Origin of the sequence: Nocardia sp. NPDC051787 (assembly GCF_040681325.1) — a bacterium.
Taxonomy (GTDB): domain Bacteria; phylum Actinomycetota; class Actinomycetes; order Mycobacteriales; family Mycobacteriaceae; genus Nocardia.
This window is the reverse complement of sequence record NZ_JBFAYO010000030.1, coordinates 12,866-28,586: the sequence shown is the minus strand read 5'-3', so window position 1 is coordinate 28,586 and position 15,721 is coordinate 12,866. Positions and strand designations below refer to the sequence as shown.

The window sequence follows — 15,721 nt, the reverse complement described above, 5'->3', positions numbered from 1 at the left end:
GTCAGAACTTCAGCAGGTTGGCGTCGTCGACCGAGGTCGAGCGGCGGGCGCGGAAGATGGTCATGATGATGGCCAAACCGACGACGACCTCGGCCGCGGCGACCACCATCGTGAAGAACGCGAACACCTGTCCGTCCAGGTTGTGGTGCATCCTGGCGAAGGTGACGAACGCGAGGTTCACCGCGTTGAGCATCAGTTCGATGCACATGAACACCACAATGGCGTTGCGCCGCAGCAGCACGCCGGCCGCGCCGATGGTGAACAGCAGGGCGGACAGGAACAGGTAGTTCTCAGGGTTCACCGGTTGCCTTCCTCGTCGCTGGTGGTGTCGGTTGTGTCCGATACGGGTGCGGTGCCGACCGAGATGACGGCCGCTTCGGTGAGCGCCCTGGTGCGGCGGTGCCGCAGGATGGTGCTGACCGACAGTTCTTCGAACGAGCCGTCGGGCAGCCGCGCTGGGACGTCCACCGCGTTGTGCCGGGCGTAGACGCCGGGGGTGGGTAGCGGCGTCGCACGGTGTCCGGCCTCGCGGAACCTGCGGCGGGAGAGCTCGCGCTGACTGGTGCGGGGACCGAACTGCTCGCGGTGTGCCAGCACCATGGCGCCGATGGTGGCGGCGATCAGCAGGGCACCGGTGAGTTCGAAGGCCCACACGTAGCGCAGGAAGATCAGCTCGGCCAGCTCGGCGATCACGTCGCGGCCCGCGAAACCGGACGTGGGGAAGCTGATTCCGGATTCGCGCACACCGCGCGCGATGCCGCTGCTGAGCAGCAGGCCGAAGCCGAGGCCGACGCCGGCTGCCGCGAGGCGCTGGCCGCGGATCGTTTCGGTCAGCGACTCGGCGGAGTCGACGCCGACGAGCATCAGCACGAACAGGAACAGCATCATCACCGCGCCGGTGTAGACCACGATCTGCACGACGCCGAGGAACAGCGCGTCCTGGGCGATGTAGAAGGCCGCCAGCGCGATCATCGTCGCGGCCAGGCAGATCGCGGAATGCACTGCCTTGCGGGCGAAGACCATGCCGAGCGCGCCGAGCACCGCCAGCGGGGCCAGGATCCAGAACTGGACGGCCTCGCCGGTGGAGGTGCGGGCCAGCGGCTCCGCGGCCAGGATCAAATCGGTCACCGTGCTACTCCTTCCGCACCCGCGACGGCCGGTTGCCCGAGCGACTCGACCGGGCCATTGCCCGTGGCGGCGCCGGTGTCCTGCGGGCTGCCGGGCACCTTGCCGAGGTAGTAGTCGGCCTCGTCGGTGCCGGGCTGCATCGCGTGCGGCGGCGCGGTCATACCGGGCTGCAGCGGGGCGAGCAACCGGTCTTTTTCGTAGATGAGGTCGGCCCGGTTGTCGTCGGCCATCTCGTAGTCGTTGGTCATGGTGAGCGCGCGGGTGGGGCAGGCCTCGATGCACAATCCGCAGCCGATGCAGCGCAGGTAGTTGATCTGGTAGACGCGGCCGTAGCGCTCACCGGGCGAATAGCGTTCGCTTTCGGTGTTGTCCGCGCCTTCGACGTAGATCGCGTCGGCGGGGCAGGCCCAGGCGCACAGCTCGCAACCGATGCACTTCTCCAAGCCGTCGGGATGACGGTTGAGCTGGTGCCTGCCGTGATAGCGCGGCGCGGTTGGCGTCTTCTGCTCGGGATAGAACTCGGTGTTCGGCTTCTTGAACATGGTCGCCGCGGTGACCGCGAATCCGGACAGCGGTTCGAGCAGACCGCCCTTGGCGCGGGTGGCATCGCGGGCGTGGGCGTCGTCGGGCAGCGGCGGCACCGGGAAGCCGAGGAAGACAGTGGAATCGGCGGCGGGTTCCTCGACCGGTGGCGGTGCCGCCTTCGCCCGGCCCGCCCGCAGGAACTGCAGCACCAGCAAGCCGGTGACCACCAGGCCACCGATCACCAGGATCGGGGTCTGCACGCGGTAGCCCTCGGCCTGCAACACCCGGGCCGTGGCCACCACCATGACCCAGCCCAAGGAGGCCGGAATCAGCAGTTTCCATCCGAGATTCATGAACTGGTCGTAGCGCAGCCGCGGCAGCGTGCCGCGCAGCCAGATGAACACGAACAGGAACGTCCAGACCTTGGCGGTGAACCACAGCACCGGCCACCAGCCGGAGTTCGCGCCGTCCCACATGTTCAGCGGCCACGGCGCGCGCCAGCCGCCCAGGAACAGCGTGGTGGCCAGCGCGGAAACCGTGGCCATGTTCACGTATTCGGCCAGCATGAACATGGCGAACTTGAGCGAGGAGTACTCGGTATGGAAGCCGCCGACCAGCTCGCCCTCGGCCTCCGGCAGGTCGAACGGCGCCCGGTTGGTCTCGCCGACCATCGAGACGCAGTAGATCAGGAACGACGGCAGCAGCAGGAAGACATACCAGGTGCCTTCCTGCGCGGACACGATGCCCGAGGTCGCCATGGTGCCGCCGAGCAGGAACACGGCGGCGAAGCACAGCGCCATCGCGATCTCGTAGGAGATGACTTGCGCGGTCGAGCGCAGGCCGCCCAGCAGCGGATAGGTCGAGCCGGACGACCACCCGGCCAGCACGATGCCGTAAACGCCGATGGAGGTGATCGCCAGGATGTAGAGCACCGCGACCGGCAGATCGGTGAGCTGCAGCGCGGTGGTGACGCCGAAGATCGACACCTGCGGCCCGAGCGGGATGACCGCGAACGCCATGAAGGCGGGCACCACCGAGATGATCGGCGCCAGAATGTAGATCGGCTTGTCCACGATCGCTGGGACGATGTCCTCTTTGAGGGCCATCTTCACGCCATCGGCGATGCTCTGCAGCGATCCGAACGGCCCGGTCCGGTTCGGGCCGATCCGCATCTGCATGCGCGCCACGATCTTTCGTTCCGCCAGCACCGCGACCAGTGGGATCAGCATCAGGTAGACGAAGATGGCGAGTGCTTTCGCGACCACGAGCCACAGCGGGTCGTGGCCGAAGCCGACCGGTGCGTACGGCGCCGCGGTCGACGCGATGAGCAGAGCCGGATCACTCATGACGGTGTTCCTTCATCCTCTCGTCGGCGCGCCGCAGCTGGACGATGGCGCCGGGCTGGACGGCGAGTTGCCCGGCGACGGAGCAGCCGGGCGAGTGCTGTGGCACCCAGACCACGCGATCGGGCAGGTCGCTGATCATCAGCGGCAGCGTGACAGCGCCGTGGCCGGTGGCGACGGTGACCGGATCGTGCTCGGCCACGCCGATCTCCGCGGCGGTGGCCGCCGACAGACGTACTACCGGGGGCCGGGCGATGCCCGCCAGGTTCGGTTCGCCGTCCTGCATGCGTCCCTCGTCGAGCAGCATTCGCCAGCTGGCGAGGACCGCGGTGCCCGGTTGAGGTTGGGCCGGCTCGTGCGGCGGGTGCGTGGGCGCGGCGACCGGTACGCCGTCCCAGGCGCCGAGTTCGGCGAGTTCGGCGCGTGCGGATTCGGTGTCGGGCAAGCCCAAGCGCACCGACATCTCGTCGGCGATGGCGTGCAGCACCCGCTGATCCGACAGCGGCGCGGTCTGGCGGCGCACCATGTCGTCGCCGAGCGCGGCGGCGAACGGACGCGGCCTGCCCTCCCAAGTGCGGAAGGTGCCGGACTTCTCCATCGCCGAGGCCACTGGGAAGACCACGTCGGCGCGCTCGGTGATCGGACTGTGCCGCAGTTCCAGGCTGACCACGAACCGGGCCGCGTCGATGGCGGCCAGCGCGGCGGCCGGGTCGGGCAGGTCGGCGACGTCGACGCCGCCGATCACCAGCGCGCCGAGGCCGGGTGCGGCCTCCAGGATGGCCGTGGTGTCGCGGCCGGCGCCGATCGGCAGCTCCGCCGCGTTCCAGACCGCCCGGACCTGTTGCCTGGCACGGGGATCCGCGACCGGGCGGCCACCGGGGAGCAGGCCGGGAAGCGCGCCCGCTTCGACCGCGCCGCGTTCACCTGCCCGGCGTGGCACCCAGGCGAGGGCGGCTCCGGTCTCGTCGGCGAGCCGGACGACCGACGACAGCGCGCCCGCGACAGCGGCCATCCGTTCGCCGACCATGATCACCGCGCCGGGTTCGCGCAGCAGCCGCGCCAGCTCGGCCAGCCGGGCGGGATCCGCGCCGGGGGTGGTGATCTCACTGGTGCGGATGGCGTCGAGCAGCTGTGGTTCAGCGCCCGGTACGGTGCGCAGCAGGCGGCCGGACATGCGGTCGAGTCCGCGGGAGGTGTACGGCGCCAGCACGTAGACCGGCAGGCCGCGCTTGCGGGCGGCTTTGCGCAGACGCAGGTAGACGATCGGCGACTCCTCTTCCGGCTCGAACCCGACCAGCAGGACGACCGGCGCGGCTTCCATGCTCTCGTAGGTCACCGTGGTGGCCCGCCCCGCGACGCGAGCGGCGAGGAAGTCCGCCTCCTCCGCCGAGTGGGCGCGGGAGCGGAAGTCGATGTCGTTGGTGCCGAGGGCGATTCGCGCGAACTTGGCGTAGGCGTAGGCGTCCTCTTCGGTGACCCGGCCGCCGACGAGCACGCCCGCGTTGCCGAAGGACGCGGCAAGACCCGCCGCGGCCGCGGCCAGTGCCTCCGACCAGGAGGCGGGGGCGAGGTTGCCGTCCCAGCCGCGCACGAGCGGGGTGGTGATCCGGTCGGGTTCGGTGGCGTACGCGAAGGCCCAGCGTCCCTTGTCGCAGTTCCATTCCTCGTTGACCTGCGGGTCGTCACCGGCCAGCCGGCGCAGTACCTTGCCGCGCCGGTGGTCGGTGCGCTGCGCGCAGCCGGAGGCGCAGTGCTCGCACACATTCGGGCTGGACACCAGGTCGAAGGGGCGTGCGCGGAACCGGTAGGTGGTGCCGGTGAGCGCGCCGACCGGGCAGATCTGCACCGTGTTGCCGGAGAAGTAGGAGTCGAGCGGCTCGGCCTGTGCGGTGCCGACCTGTTGCAGCGCACCGCGATCCATCAGCTCGATGAACGGGTCACCGGCGATCTGCTGGGAGAAGCGCGTGCAGCGGGCGCAGAGCACACAGCGTTCCCGGTCCAGCAGCACGGCCGTGGACAGTGGGATCGGTTTCGGGTAGGTGCGTTTGTGCCCGTCGAAGCGGGATTCGGCGCGGCCGGTGGACATCGCCTGGTTCTGCAGCGGGCATTCGCCGCCCTTGTCGCACACCGGGCAGTCGAGCGGATGGTTGATCAGCAGCAGCTCCATCACGCCCTCCTGCGCCTTGTCGGCGACCGCGGAGGTGAGCTGGGTGCGGGCCACCATGCCGTCGGTGACGGCCATGGTGCAGGAGGCGACGGGTTTGCGTTGGCCCTCCACCTCGACGAGGCACTGGCGGCAGGCGCCCACCGGGTCGAGCAGCGGATGGTCGCAGAAGCGGGGGATCTGGATGCCGATCAGTTCGGCGGCCCGGATCAGCAGGGTGCCGGGCGGCACGCTGACGGTGGTGTCGTCGATGGTCACGGTCACCAGGTCGGCGGGAGCCGGGCCGCTGGTGGGGCCAGTGACGATGGCGGGACTACCGGTCGCCCGGCCGCCCCGGACCGAATCGCTACGCGGTACTGGATTCATCGCACCCCTTCTCCTGACTCGGCCCATGCGGTGCAGCGCGCCGGGTCGAATGGGCATCCGCCGAGCCTCAGGTGGTCGGCGTACTCCGCGCGGAAGTGCTTCAGCGAGGAGATGATCGGGCTGGCCGCGCCGTCGCCGAGGGCGCAGAACGACTTGCCGTTGATGGTGTCGCTGATGTCGAGCAGCTTGTCCAGGTCGGATTCGTCACCGTCGCCGGACTCGATGCGGCGCAGCAGCTGGACGAGCCAGTAGGTGCCCTCCCGGCAGGGGGTGCACTTGCCGCAGGACTCGTGTGCGTAGAACTCGGTCCAGCGCAGCACCGCCCGCACCACGCAGGTGGTGTCGTCGAAGATCTGCAGCGCCTTGGTGCCCAGCATGGATCCGGCGCCGGCGACGGCCTCGTAGTCCAAGGGGACGTCGAGGTGTTCGTCGGTGAACAGTGGCGTGGACGAGCCGCCCGGCGTCCAGAACTTCACTCGGTGCCCGGCGCGCACGCCTCCGGCGTAGTCGAGCAGTTCCCGCAGCGTGACGCCGAGCGGCGCCTCGTACTGTCCGGGGCGGGCGACGTGACCTGACAGCGAGTAGAGGGTGAAGCCAGGGGATTTCTCGCTGCCCATCGAGCGGAACCAGGCGATGCCGTTGCGGATGATGGGTGGCACGCTGGCGATGGATTCGACGTTGTTCACCACCGTGGGGCAGGCGTACAGGCCGGCGACAGCGGGGAAGGGCGGACGCAGGCGGGGCTGTCCGCGGCGGCCTTCCAGCGAATCCAGCAGCGCGGTCTCTTCGCCGCAGATGTAGGCGCCCGCGCCCGCGTGCACGATCAGTTCGAGGTCGTAGCCGGAGCCGAGGATGTCGTGGCCGAGGAAGCCCGCTTCGTAGGCTTGCGCCACCGCGGCTTGCAGCCGTCGCAGCACCGGAACCACTTCGCCGCGAACGTAGATGAACGCGTGCGCCGCGCGGATGGCATAGGAGGCGATGACGACGCCTTCGATCAAGGCGTGCGGCGTGGCCAGCATGAGCGGAATGTCCTTGCAGGTGCCGGGTTCCGACTCGTCGGCGTTCACCACGAGGTAGTGCGGTTTGGTGACGCCGTCGGGGCCGGGGCCCTGCGGGATGAAACTCCACTTCATGCCGGTGGGGAAGCCCGCGCCGCCGCGGCCGCGCAGGCCCGCGTCCTTGACGGTCTGGATGACCTGGTCGGGGTCCATCCGCAGTGTGGCGCGCAGCGCCTGGTAGCCGTCGTGGCGCAGGTAGGTGTCCAGCGTCCAGGACCGCGGATCGTCCCAGTACTCGGTCAATACCGGTGTGAGGGTCATCAGAGGCCCTCCGAACCGTCTTGTGGCGCAGGGGCTTGCATGCCCTGCTCGCGGGCGATCCGCAGGCCGGCGAGCGTCGCCTCGCCCGCGGCGCCGTCGAGGACGCCCTCGCGTTCGTCCGGGAATCCGGCGAGAATGCGCGCGGTCTGTTTGAACGTACACAGCGGCGCGCCGCGGGTCGGCGTGACCTGTTGTCCGGCCCGCAGGGCGTCCACCAGGGCGCGTGCCGATTCCGGAGTCTGGTTGTCGAAGAACTCCCAGTTGACCATGACCACCGGGGCGAAGTCGCATGCGGCGTTGCACTCGATGTGTTCGAGTGTGATTGCTCCGTCCGCCGTGGTCTCGCCGTGTGCGATGCCGAGGTGGCGCTCGAGCGCGGCGAGGATGGCGTCGCCGCCCATCACCGCGCACAGCGTGTTGGTGCACACGCCGACGTGGTAGTCGCCGGTCGGGGTGCGCCGGAACATCGAGTAGAACGTGGCGACCGCGGTGACCTCGGCGCCGGTGAGGCCGAGCTGTTCGGCGCAGAAGTCGATGCCGGTGCCGGTGACGTAGCCCTCCTCGGACTGCACCAGGTGCAGCAGGGGAAGCAGCGCCGACCGCGGGTGCGGGTAGCGGGAGATGATCTCCTTGGCGTCGGTTTCCAGCCGCTCGCGCACGAAGGGTTGGTACGGCTCGGGCCGGGTGCCGAGCCGCAGCAGGATTTCTTGCCCTCCCGTCACCCGGCCACCACCCCCCGTGGAATCGCTGTGCGATGCTGTGTTCATCGGTCCACTCCGCCCATGACCGGGTCGATGCTGGCGACCGAGGCGATGACGTCGGCGACCATGCCGCCCTCGCACATCGCCGCGACCGCTTGCAGATTGGTGAACGAGGGGTCGCGATAGTGCACCCGATAGGGCCGGGTGCCGCCGTCGCTGACCATGTGTACGCCCAGTTCGCCGCGCGGCGACTCCACCGCCACGTACACCTGGCCGGCGGGGACCCGGATGCCCTCGGTGACCAGTTTGAAGTGGTGGATGAGCCCCTCCATGGACCTGCCCATGATCTTGCCGATGTGCGCGGGGGAGTTGCCCAGCCCGTCCGCGCCGAGCTGCAGGTCGGCGGGCCAGGCGATCTTCTTGTCCTCCACCATGACCGGGCCGGGGCGCAGCCGGTCGAGGCATTGCTCCACGATCTTCAGCGACTCCTTCATTTCCTCCACCCGGATGGCGTAACGGCCGTAGCAGTCGCATCCGGTGGTGATCGGGACGTCGAATTCGTAGTTCTCGTAGCCGCAGTAGGGCTGTGCTTTGCGCAGGTCGTGCGGCAGGCCGGTGGCACGGAGCACCGGGCCGGTGATGCCGAGTGCCATACACCCCTGCAGGTCGAGATAGCCGATGTTCTGGGTGCGGGCCTTCCAGATCGGGTTCGCGGTGAGCAGATGTTCCATGTCGCGCAGCCGCTTGGGCAGCAGCGCGAGCAGTTCGCGCACCTTGCTCACTCCGTCGTCGGGCAGGTCCTGGACCAGGCCGCCGGGCCGGATGTACGCATGGTTCATCCGCAACCCGGTGATGGTCTCGAAGATGTCGAGGATCAGCTCGCGCTCGCGGAACCCGAACAGCATCGGCGTCAGCGCGCCCAGTTCCATGCCGCCGGTGGCCAGGGCGACCAGGTGCGACGAGATGCGGTTGAGCTCCATGAGCAGCACTCGGATGATCGTGGCGCGCTCGGGAATCTGTTCGGTGATGTCGAGCAGTTGCTCCACGCCCAGGCAGTACGCCGTCTCGTTGAAGAACGGCGCCAGGTAGTCCATGCGGGTGACGAAGGTGACGCCTTGGGTCCAGTTGCGGAACTCGAGGTTCTTCTCGATGCCGGTGTGCAGGTAGCCGATTCCGCAGCGGGCCTCGGTGACCGTCTCGCCTTCGATCTCCAGGATCAGCCGCAGCACGCCGTGCGTGGACGGATGCTGCGGGCCCATGTTGACGACGATGCGCTCCTCACCCGCGCCGGCCAGCGTCTCGGCCACCTGCTCCCAGTCCTGGCCGGCGACGGTGACCGTGGCGGGCTCCGGTCCGGCGTCACCGGTGACGCCGGACCTGGTGTCGGTGTCGTTCAGCCCAGCTGTCGCCCGACCGCCACCCCGCACGGAATCGCTTCGCGATGCTTTCATCAGCTGTATGCCCTCCGCTCGTCGGGCGGCGGGATACGCGCGCCCTTGTATTCGACCGGGATCCCGCCGAGCGGGTAGTCCTTGCGCTGGGGGTGGCCTCGCCAGTCGTCCGGCATGGTGATGCGGGTGAGCGAGGGGTGACCGTCGAACCGGATGCCGAAGAAGTCGTAGGTCTCGCGTTCGTGCCAGTCGGTGGTCGGATACACCTCGTAGAGCGAAGGGATGTGCGGGTCCGCGTCCGGCGCGGACACCTCCACGCGCAGGCGGCGGTTGTGCGTGATCGACATGAGGTGGTAGGCGGCATGCAGTTCGCGGCCGGAATCGTCCGGGTAGTGCACGCCGTTGACGCCGAGGCAGAGCTCGAAACGCAGTGCGGGATCGTCGCGCAACGCTTGCGCGACGGCGAGCAGGTGTTCGCGGCGCACGTGCAGGGTGAGCTCGCCACGGAAGACGATCACCTTCTCCAGGGCCGCGTCCAAGCGTGTGCCACCGGTCGCCAGCGCGGCGCGCAGCGCGTCGACCACTTCGTCGAAGTAGCCGCCGTAGGGGGGTGGCGTGCCGCCGGGCAAGGTGACCGGGCGGACCAGGCCACCGTAGCCGGAGGTGTCGCCGGTGCCTGCGACGCCGAACATGCCGCGCCGCACGGCGATCACGTCGGCGGCGGTCTGCGCGGAATCCTCTTCGGGCAGTGTGCCTTCGGGGCCGGCGGTGGCCGCGGCGTCGATCGGGTCGTGCGCGGGCGGGGTGCCGGTGTTGTCGGGGGCGTCGAAGGTCATCGCAGCAGACCCTCCATCCGGATGGTCGGCGTCGAGGCGAGCGCGGCCTCTTCGGCGGCGCGGATGGCCTCCTCGCGGTTGACGCCGAGCGGCATCTGTTGAATCTTCGCGTGTAGCGCCAGGATCGCGTTGAGCAGCATCTCCGGGCGGGGCGGGCAGCCGGGCAGGTAGATGTCCACCGGCACCACATGGTCGACGCCCTGCACGATGGCGTAGTTGTTGAACATCCCGCCGGAGGAGGCGCAGACGCCCATCGCGAGCACCCACTTCGGTTCGGTCATCTGGTCGTAGACCTGGCGCAGCACCGGGGCCATCTTCTGGCTCACCCGGCCGGCGACGATCATCAGGTCTGCCTGCCGCGGCGAGGCGCGGAAGGCCTCCATGCCGAAGCGGGCGATGTCGAAACGCCCCGCGCCGGTGGCCATCATCTCGATGGCGCAGCAGGCCAGGCCGAAGGTGGCCGGCCACACCGAGCCCTTGCGCAGGTATCCGGCGAAATCCTCGACCGTGCTCAGCAGGAAGCCGCTGGGCAGTTTTTCCTCGAGACCCATGTTCTTTTGACTCGCTTCCACTCGTCGGCTACGAATTCGGTTGCGCGGTGCTCACTCCCAGCTGAGCCCGCCGCGCCGCCATTCGTAGGCGTAGGCCACGGAGACGTTGACGATGAACAACGCCATCGCGGCGAGGCCGAAGAGACCGAGCGCATCGAAGTGGACTGCCCACGGATAGAGGAACACGATCTCGATATCGAAGATGATGAACAGCATGGCGGTGAGGTAGTACTTCACCGGAAAGCGTTGCCCGGTAACGTTTCCCGGCCCGCCCGCGACGGCGTGCGGAGTGGGTTCGATACCGCATTCGTAGGCTTCCAGCTTGGCCCGGTTGTAGCGCTTCGGGCCGACCAGGGCCGCCATGACGATGGAGAACAGCGCGAACGCGGCGGCGATCGCGCCGAGGACAAGAATCGGCACCTCGATATTCACGACTGCACTTCCCCTCCTTGCGAGCTGCAGCTGGATGACAACAGCGTCCGAGGCGGGCTGACGTCGTTGTCCGCCTCGGCCAGACTCGCCCCTCGGCTTCACCGGGATAGGTCATTACCGGGACCGTTCCCGTGTGAGATAGGGCACAGCCTACAACCGAACGGTCCGGCCGCCGCCCGTTTCGCGAGCTCGTTTGATCGAATTCAGTACAACTATTTATGACTGAAACGGGGGTAATCCGGGTTGGCGTCAGGTGACGTTTGCTCGAAGTCCTGGCGCCGACGCGAAGTGTCGGTCCCCGCGACGTCAAATGTGGTTCCGAGCAGGTTCGGAGTCGGCATCCGCGACAGGCGGCGGTGCCGGTTCCGGCCACCTGGACCGGAGTGCAGCCGGTCCGGTCAGGCGCGGGAACGCGCGAGTGGGCGACGCGACAGACTAATGCATTATCGCTATGAATACTGCCCCGGGGTCCGCTGAAGGGCGGTGGCGATCAGGCCGCGGAACGATTGCGCAGCAGGCCGACGACGGCCTCGGTGAGACGCATCGGGTCGATGGGATGCGCGACCGCCGCCTCCGCGCGCGACCAGCTGGCCAGCCAGGTGTCGTCCGCGCGGCCCGTGAGCACCAGAATCGGTGGGCAGGGGCTGATCTCGTCCTTCAGCTGCTTGGCGATGCCCAGCCCGCCCGCAGGGGTCGCTTCGCCGTCGAGAATGGCCAGATCGATGCCGCCGGCATCCATCTGGGCGATCACCACCGGAGCGGTGGCCACCTCGAGATACTCGAACGCCGGGAGTTCCGAGTGCGGCTGCTTGCCCAAGGCCAGCATCACCTGGCGCCGGGTGTCGGCATCGCTGCTGTATACGAGAACCCGCAGTGGGGTGGAACGAACGGAATCGGCCACGAACGGCATGGTACGTCCGCGAAGGCCGCCCGCGTGGCAGGTTGGCGCAGATCGTCTGCGTGCGTCGTACCTCGGCCCACCGCGCGTCACCGGCGGCGTCATTTCGCTGCAAGTCCATGACAAGATGCCGATAAGACTCTGCCGGTAGAGTCCGGCGAATGCGGGGAGATATCACGCAGGCCCTCGTCGATACCGACGTGTGGACCGATGCGATGCTGGACAGTGCCGGGATTCCGGTGGTCGACGTACCGTTCGTGACCATCGGCAGTGGGATCGGATCGTTCGTCACCTATGACACCCTCCGCATCTTCGGCGTGCCCGCGCACGCGATGGCGGTGCTCGGGCCGCAGGACCACCCGTGGGCCTCCTATGAATACCTGACCAGGGTCTCGCAGATTCCTCGCTCGGAACGACTGCGCAGTGACTCGGCCTCCACGCCGGACAACATCTGGGGCTTCCCCTCGTACGCGGTGCGGGAGGCCATCGCGGACAAGTCGCTCGTGCCGCTGTGGAACGTTTTCGTCGAACCGATCTTCGCCAACTACTACACCCCGCGGGCGGGCCAGGCATTCGTGGCGATGGAGCGGGAATTCCACCGCATCGGCTACCCGAACTCGTTGCACCGCGGGCACGTTCGCATGGTGCGCAGGCGCCACGGCGGCGGCTATTTCACCATTCTGACCCCGCCCGCGGGCTCGGCGCCGACCAAGCGGGTCGCGTTCCGCAGCACCTACGTCCATGTGGCGGTGGGGTATCCGGGTTTGATGCTGTTGCCGGACCTGCAGGAATACCGCGAGACCCATCGCGATCCGACCCGCGTGGTGAATGCCTACGAGCCGCACGAGCATGTCTACCAGGCGCTGCGGCGGCGGCCCGGCACGGTGCTGATCCGCGGCAGCGGGGTCGTGGCCAGCCGTGTGCTGCAACGGCTCGTCGACGACCGCGACGCCCACGGGCTCGATACCCAGATCCTGCACCTGTTCCGCACCTATGTCGCGGGCCCGCACGGCAAGAACCTCTTCAATCGGCGCAAGGGCGGCGACGGGTGGGCCTACCAGGGCTTCAACTATCCGAAGTCGGTGTGGGGCGGTCAGCTGAAGCAGAAGGTGCGCAACCTGCAAGACGAGGAACGCGCTAAGGCGTACCAGGAGTTCGCCGGCACCAACACTCCGATCAGGAACAATTGGCAGGAACAGCTGCGCCGCGGCCGCATGCAGGGTTGGTATCAGGTGATGGCGGGCACGATGCGAGCGCCGCGCCCGGCCGAGGGACGCCAAGGCGTGGTCGCGACGATTCTTCCAGACACCTCTGCGGCACTGCCGATTCCGCCGCCGACGCAGCCGTTCGACACGACCGTCGACTACATCATCGACTGCACCGGGCTCGAGGCCGACATCCGTGAGCACCGGTTGCTGGCCGACCTGCTCGACCACACCGGCGCCGGGCGCAATCCGATGGGGCGGCTCGATGTGGACACCACGTTCGAGTTGATCGGCACCCGCAGCGGCACGGGGCGGATCTACGCGTCCGGCAGCGCGACGCTCGGCGGGCCGTTCGTCGGCGTGGACACCTTCCTCGGCTTGCAGATCGCCGCCCAGGAGATCGCCGACGATTTGGCCGCACTGGGATTCTGCCGCAGGATGGGGCCGCTGCGCTCGACGCGGCAATGGTGGCTGTGGGTTACGAACAAGAAGATCTGAGCGATGCTTCCTACCTTGAACGGGCGAATTCAGACCCGTGTTCTCGCACTGAGCGTGATCGGATTCTTCGTCGCGCTGATCATCACCCCATTGCTGCCGACCGGATCGCTGAGTATCGGGCAGGCGTATCGGGTGACGTTGTCGGTCCTGCTCGCGACCGTTCTGGTCGGCGTGCTCTGGGAATTGCTCTACCATTTTCTGCAGCAATTCCGCTGGGAAAAGGATTGGCCGACATTGTTCGGTTTCGTCACCATTCTCAACGAGGGCGCGCTGATCTGGGTCCTCGTGCGCTACACCACGGTGGTGCTGCCCGAGCATCTGCGTCCGTCTCCGGCGGCCTTTCTGCTCCAATTCGTCAGCACCTGGATTCTCTTCTGGCTCATCGTGAACGGGCCGATGCGGGTCGTCTTCCATCGGTGGCGGTTCCAAGGCGGCAGGTTCCTATGAGCGGGCAGATCGAAGTGGTGCCCGGCGCCCATCTGGTGGCGAGCGTGGGCGGCGCGGTCCTGGTGGTCGCGCATCGGGGCGCGGGCGCGGTCACGGCGGACACGATGGCGGCCCGGACGATGGCGGCCCTGCTCGACATCGTGCGGGAGGCTATCGCGCGCGACCGGCACCGCAGCGGGCGCGCGGTGGCACGGCTGGCGACGTCCTGGCTGATGAACCTGTCGAACGGGGAAGAGGACGAGGTCGAATTCGGCGTGATCACCCCGGTGGAGGATGGCGTCGCGGTGTTCCTGCACGGCGGCGTGACCGCGATTCTGACCGGACCCGATCGCACGGAAGTGCTTCGCGGCAGGGATGCCGGATTCACCGTCGACCGGGTGGTGACGCCCGGACCCGGCATCGGCGCCGGGCTGTTCGTGGACGAGGCAGGGCACGCTGCGAGTTCCCTGCCGGGGCGTGGGATCTTCGGGCTCCAAGCGGGGACGGCGCCGGGGTCCGGCGCTGTGCTGTGGGCTGGTGCCGTCGAGATATCCCGTGGATCGGCGATGGGCGGTGATACCCCGTCAGCGGGAACGCGCGCAGCCGAGCCTGTCCATGAACCATCGTCGATCGGTGGGTCGTATGCGCAGCCGGAACCGCGCATCGCCGAGGATCGGTCGCCGTCGGACACAGCGCGCGCGTCCGAAAACCGCGCCGGGTCGGAGACGCCATCGACGGCCGAGCCCGAGCCGACATCGCAACCCCAGCCGAGCGGGCCACCTTATACCGCCGCCGAAGAGCGAACCACGTCGAAACCAGACCCCATCGCGGGGCGACCGATCGCGGAACCAGGCCCGGCCGCGGCCTCGCGCGAGACCTCTGCACCGAACCCGGTCGCCGCACAGGGAGAAGTGTCCGCACCGCGCCCGATCTCCGGACACGAACCGGTGTTCACAGAGCAGGCGGTCTCCGAGCAGCAAGCGGTGTCCACCCGGCGCCCGGCCTCCGGACACGAACCGGTGTCCGCACCGCCCTCCTTCTCCGAGCGCGAGGCGGCGCATGGTGCCGAGCCGATCTCTGATGCACGATCGTCCCCACCCGACGTTCCGGGTCCGGAGCGGACACCCGGACCACCGCGCCGCATGCTGAGCCTGCGGAAGGGGGATTTCGGTGATGCCGCAACGGAAGTCGATCTCCAGGCGCAAGCGTCCGGGCCGGGCTTGACGCCACCGGTGGCGCAGCCCGTTCCGCCGCCCATCCCGCCGCGGGCGGAGCGCGGCAACGAGAGGGACTACGCGATCGCCAACGACACGAATCTCGCCGAGACGGTGGTGCCTGCCGCGGAGGTCGTCGCCGACGCGCTCGAGTCGGACGGTGCGAACACGCTGGGCCACCGGGTGATCGTGCAGGGCTTCCAATGCGCGCGGCAGCATCACAACGACCCGCGGGTGTCGTTCTGCGCGGTCTGCGGCATCCGGATGGACCAGCTCACTTGCGTGCTGTCCGAGGGTGTGCGCCCGCCGCTCGGGGTGCTGCTGCTCGACGATGGCACCTCGTTCGTCCTGGACAACGACTGCGTTCTGGGCCGCGAACCGGAGTACGCGGAGGCGGTCGCGCGCGGCGCTCGCCCGGTGCGGCTGGACGACAGCTCCGGCGGGATGTCCCGGGCGCACGCGGAGATCCGCCTCATCGACTGGGATGTCACGGTGGTCGACGGTGGCTCCACGAACGGCACCCACATCCGCCAGCCCGGCCGTCAGGACTGGATCCGGGCCATTCCCGGTCATCCGGTCACCTTGCTGCCCGGCGCGCAAATCCAGCTCGGCGGACGTGTACTCACCTTCGACTCGCCGCACGGCCAGCTGTAGGCGCGCAGCAAGTCCGGCTCGATCGCATTGTTCGCGCCTGCTGGACAACGCACGCTGCGCTCAGGCCTGG

Annotated in this window: 14 protein-coding genes; 3 read left to right on the top strand and 11 right to left on the bottom strand. The window is 68.6% G+C overall.

The window, feature by feature from the left end:
* Window position 1: 1 nt before the first annotated feature.
* From nuoK to AB0M45_RS26690, 11 genes are all read right to left on the bottom strand, one after another.
* Complete coding sequence (gene nuoK, locus AB0M45_RS26740; protein ID WP_364334827.1) at window positions 2-301, bottom strand: NADH-quinone oxidoreductase subunit NuoK; 300 nt, start codon at window positions 299-301, stop codon at window positions 2-4.
* Entirely contained in the window at window positions 298-1,128 is an 831-nt protein-coding gene (locus AB0M45_RS26735) for an NADH-quinone oxidoreductase subunit J (protein ID WP_364334824.1), read from the bottom strand. Before AB0M45_RS26735 ends, nuoK begins: the two co-directional genes overlap by 4 nt.
* Window positions 1,125-2,999: an NADH-quinone oxidoreductase subunit NuoH gene (gene nuoH / locus AB0M45_RS26730; protein ID WP_364334821.1), complete on the bottom strand. Its 1,875-nt coding sequence runs from the start codon at window positions 2,997-2,999 to the stop codon at window positions 1,125-1,127. Before nuoH ends, AB0M45_RS26735 begins: the two co-directional genes overlap by 4 nt.
* Window positions 2,992-5,526, bottom strand: coding sequence for an NADH-quinone oxidoreductase subunit G (locus tag AB0M45_RS26725; RefSeq protein ID WP_364334818.1), 2,535 nt, complete (start codon window positions 5,524-5,526; stop codon window positions 2,992-2,994). Before AB0M45_RS26725 ends, nuoH begins: the two co-directional genes overlap by 8 nt.
* The gene (nuoF, locus tag AB0M45_RS26720; protein ID WP_364334815.1) at window positions 5,523-6,845 is read right to left on the bottom strand and encodes an NADH-quinone oxidoreductase subunit NuoF; all 1,323 of its coding nucleotides are present in this window, start codon (window positions 6,843-6,845) and stop codon (window positions 5,523-5,525) included. Before nuoF ends, AB0M45_RS26725 begins: the two co-directional genes overlap by 4 nt.
* Window positions 6,845-7,612 carry an NADH-quinone oxidoreductase subunit NuoE gene (gene nuoE, locus AB0M45_RS26715; RefSeq protein ID WP_364334812.1) on the bottom strand — a complete coding sequence of 256 codons (768 nt, stop codon included), beginning with the start codon at window positions 7,610-7,612 and terminating at the stop codon, window positions 6,845-6,847. Before nuoE ends, nuoF begins: the two co-directional genes overlap by 1 nt.
* On the bottom strand, window positions 7,609-8,943 hold the full coding sequence (locus tag AB0M45_RS26710) for an NADH-quinone oxidoreductase subunit D (RefSeq protein ID WP_364334989.1): 1,335 nt from the start codon (window positions 8,941-8,943) through the stop codon (window positions 7,609-7,611). Before AB0M45_RS26710 ends, nuoE begins: the two co-directional genes overlap by 4 nt.
* A 53-nt stretch (window positions 8,944-8,996) precedes the next feature.
* A complete protein-coding gene (locus AB0M45_RS26705; protein WP_364334809.1) occupies window positions 8,997-9,773 on the bottom strand; it encodes an NADH-quinone oxidoreductase subunit C in 777 nt (258 codons plus the stop codon).
* A complete protein-coding gene (locus AB0M45_RS26700) occupies window positions 9,770-10,324 on the bottom strand; it encodes an NADH-quinone oxidoreductase subunit B family protein (RefSeq protein ID WP_364334806.1) in 555 nt (184 codons plus the stop codon). Before AB0M45_RS26700 ends, AB0M45_RS26705 begins: the two co-directional genes overlap by 4 nt.
* 51 nt (window positions 10,325-10,375) lie before the next feature.
* Entirely contained in the window at window positions 10,376-10,756 is a 381-nt protein-coding gene (locus tag AB0M45_RS26695; protein ID WP_364334803.1) for an NADH-quinone oxidoreductase subunit A, read from the bottom strand.
* Window positions 10,757-11,246: 490 nt separating this feature from the next.
* Window positions 11,247-11,666, bottom strand: a complete 420-nt coding sequence (locus AB0M45_RS26690) for a hypothetical protein (protein ID WP_364334800.1) — start codon at window positions 11,664-11,666, stop codon at window positions 11,247-11,249.
* Window positions 11,667-11,815: 149 nt separating this feature from the next.
* On the opposite strand from AB0M45_RS26690, the gene AB0M45_RS26685 reads away from it, so the two are divergent.
* The 3 genes from AB0M45_RS26685 to AB0M45_RS26675 are packed head-to-tail and all read left to right on the top strand — an operon-like array spanning window position 11,816 to window position 15,651.
* The gene (locus tag AB0M45_RS26685; protein WP_364334797.1) at window positions 11,816-13,357 is read left to right on the top strand and encodes a hypothetical protein; all 1,542 of its coding nucleotides are present in this window, start codon (window positions 11,816-11,818) and stop codon (window positions 13,355-13,357) included.
* Between the two features lie 3 nt (window positions 13,358-13,360).
* A complete protein-coding gene (locus AB0M45_RS26680) occupies window positions 13,361-13,804 on the top strand; it encodes a hypothetical protein (protein WP_364334794.1) in 444 nt (147 codons plus the stop codon).
* On the top strand, window positions 13,801-15,651 hold the full coding sequence (locus tag AB0M45_RS26675) for an FHA domain-containing protein (protein ID WP_364334791.1): 1,851 nt from the start codon (window positions 13,801-13,803) through the stop codon (window positions 15,649-15,651). The genes AB0M45_RS26680 and AB0M45_RS26675 overlap by 4 nt, the downstream gene beginning before the upstream one ends.
* Window positions 15,652-15,721 lie beyond the last annotated feature (70 nt).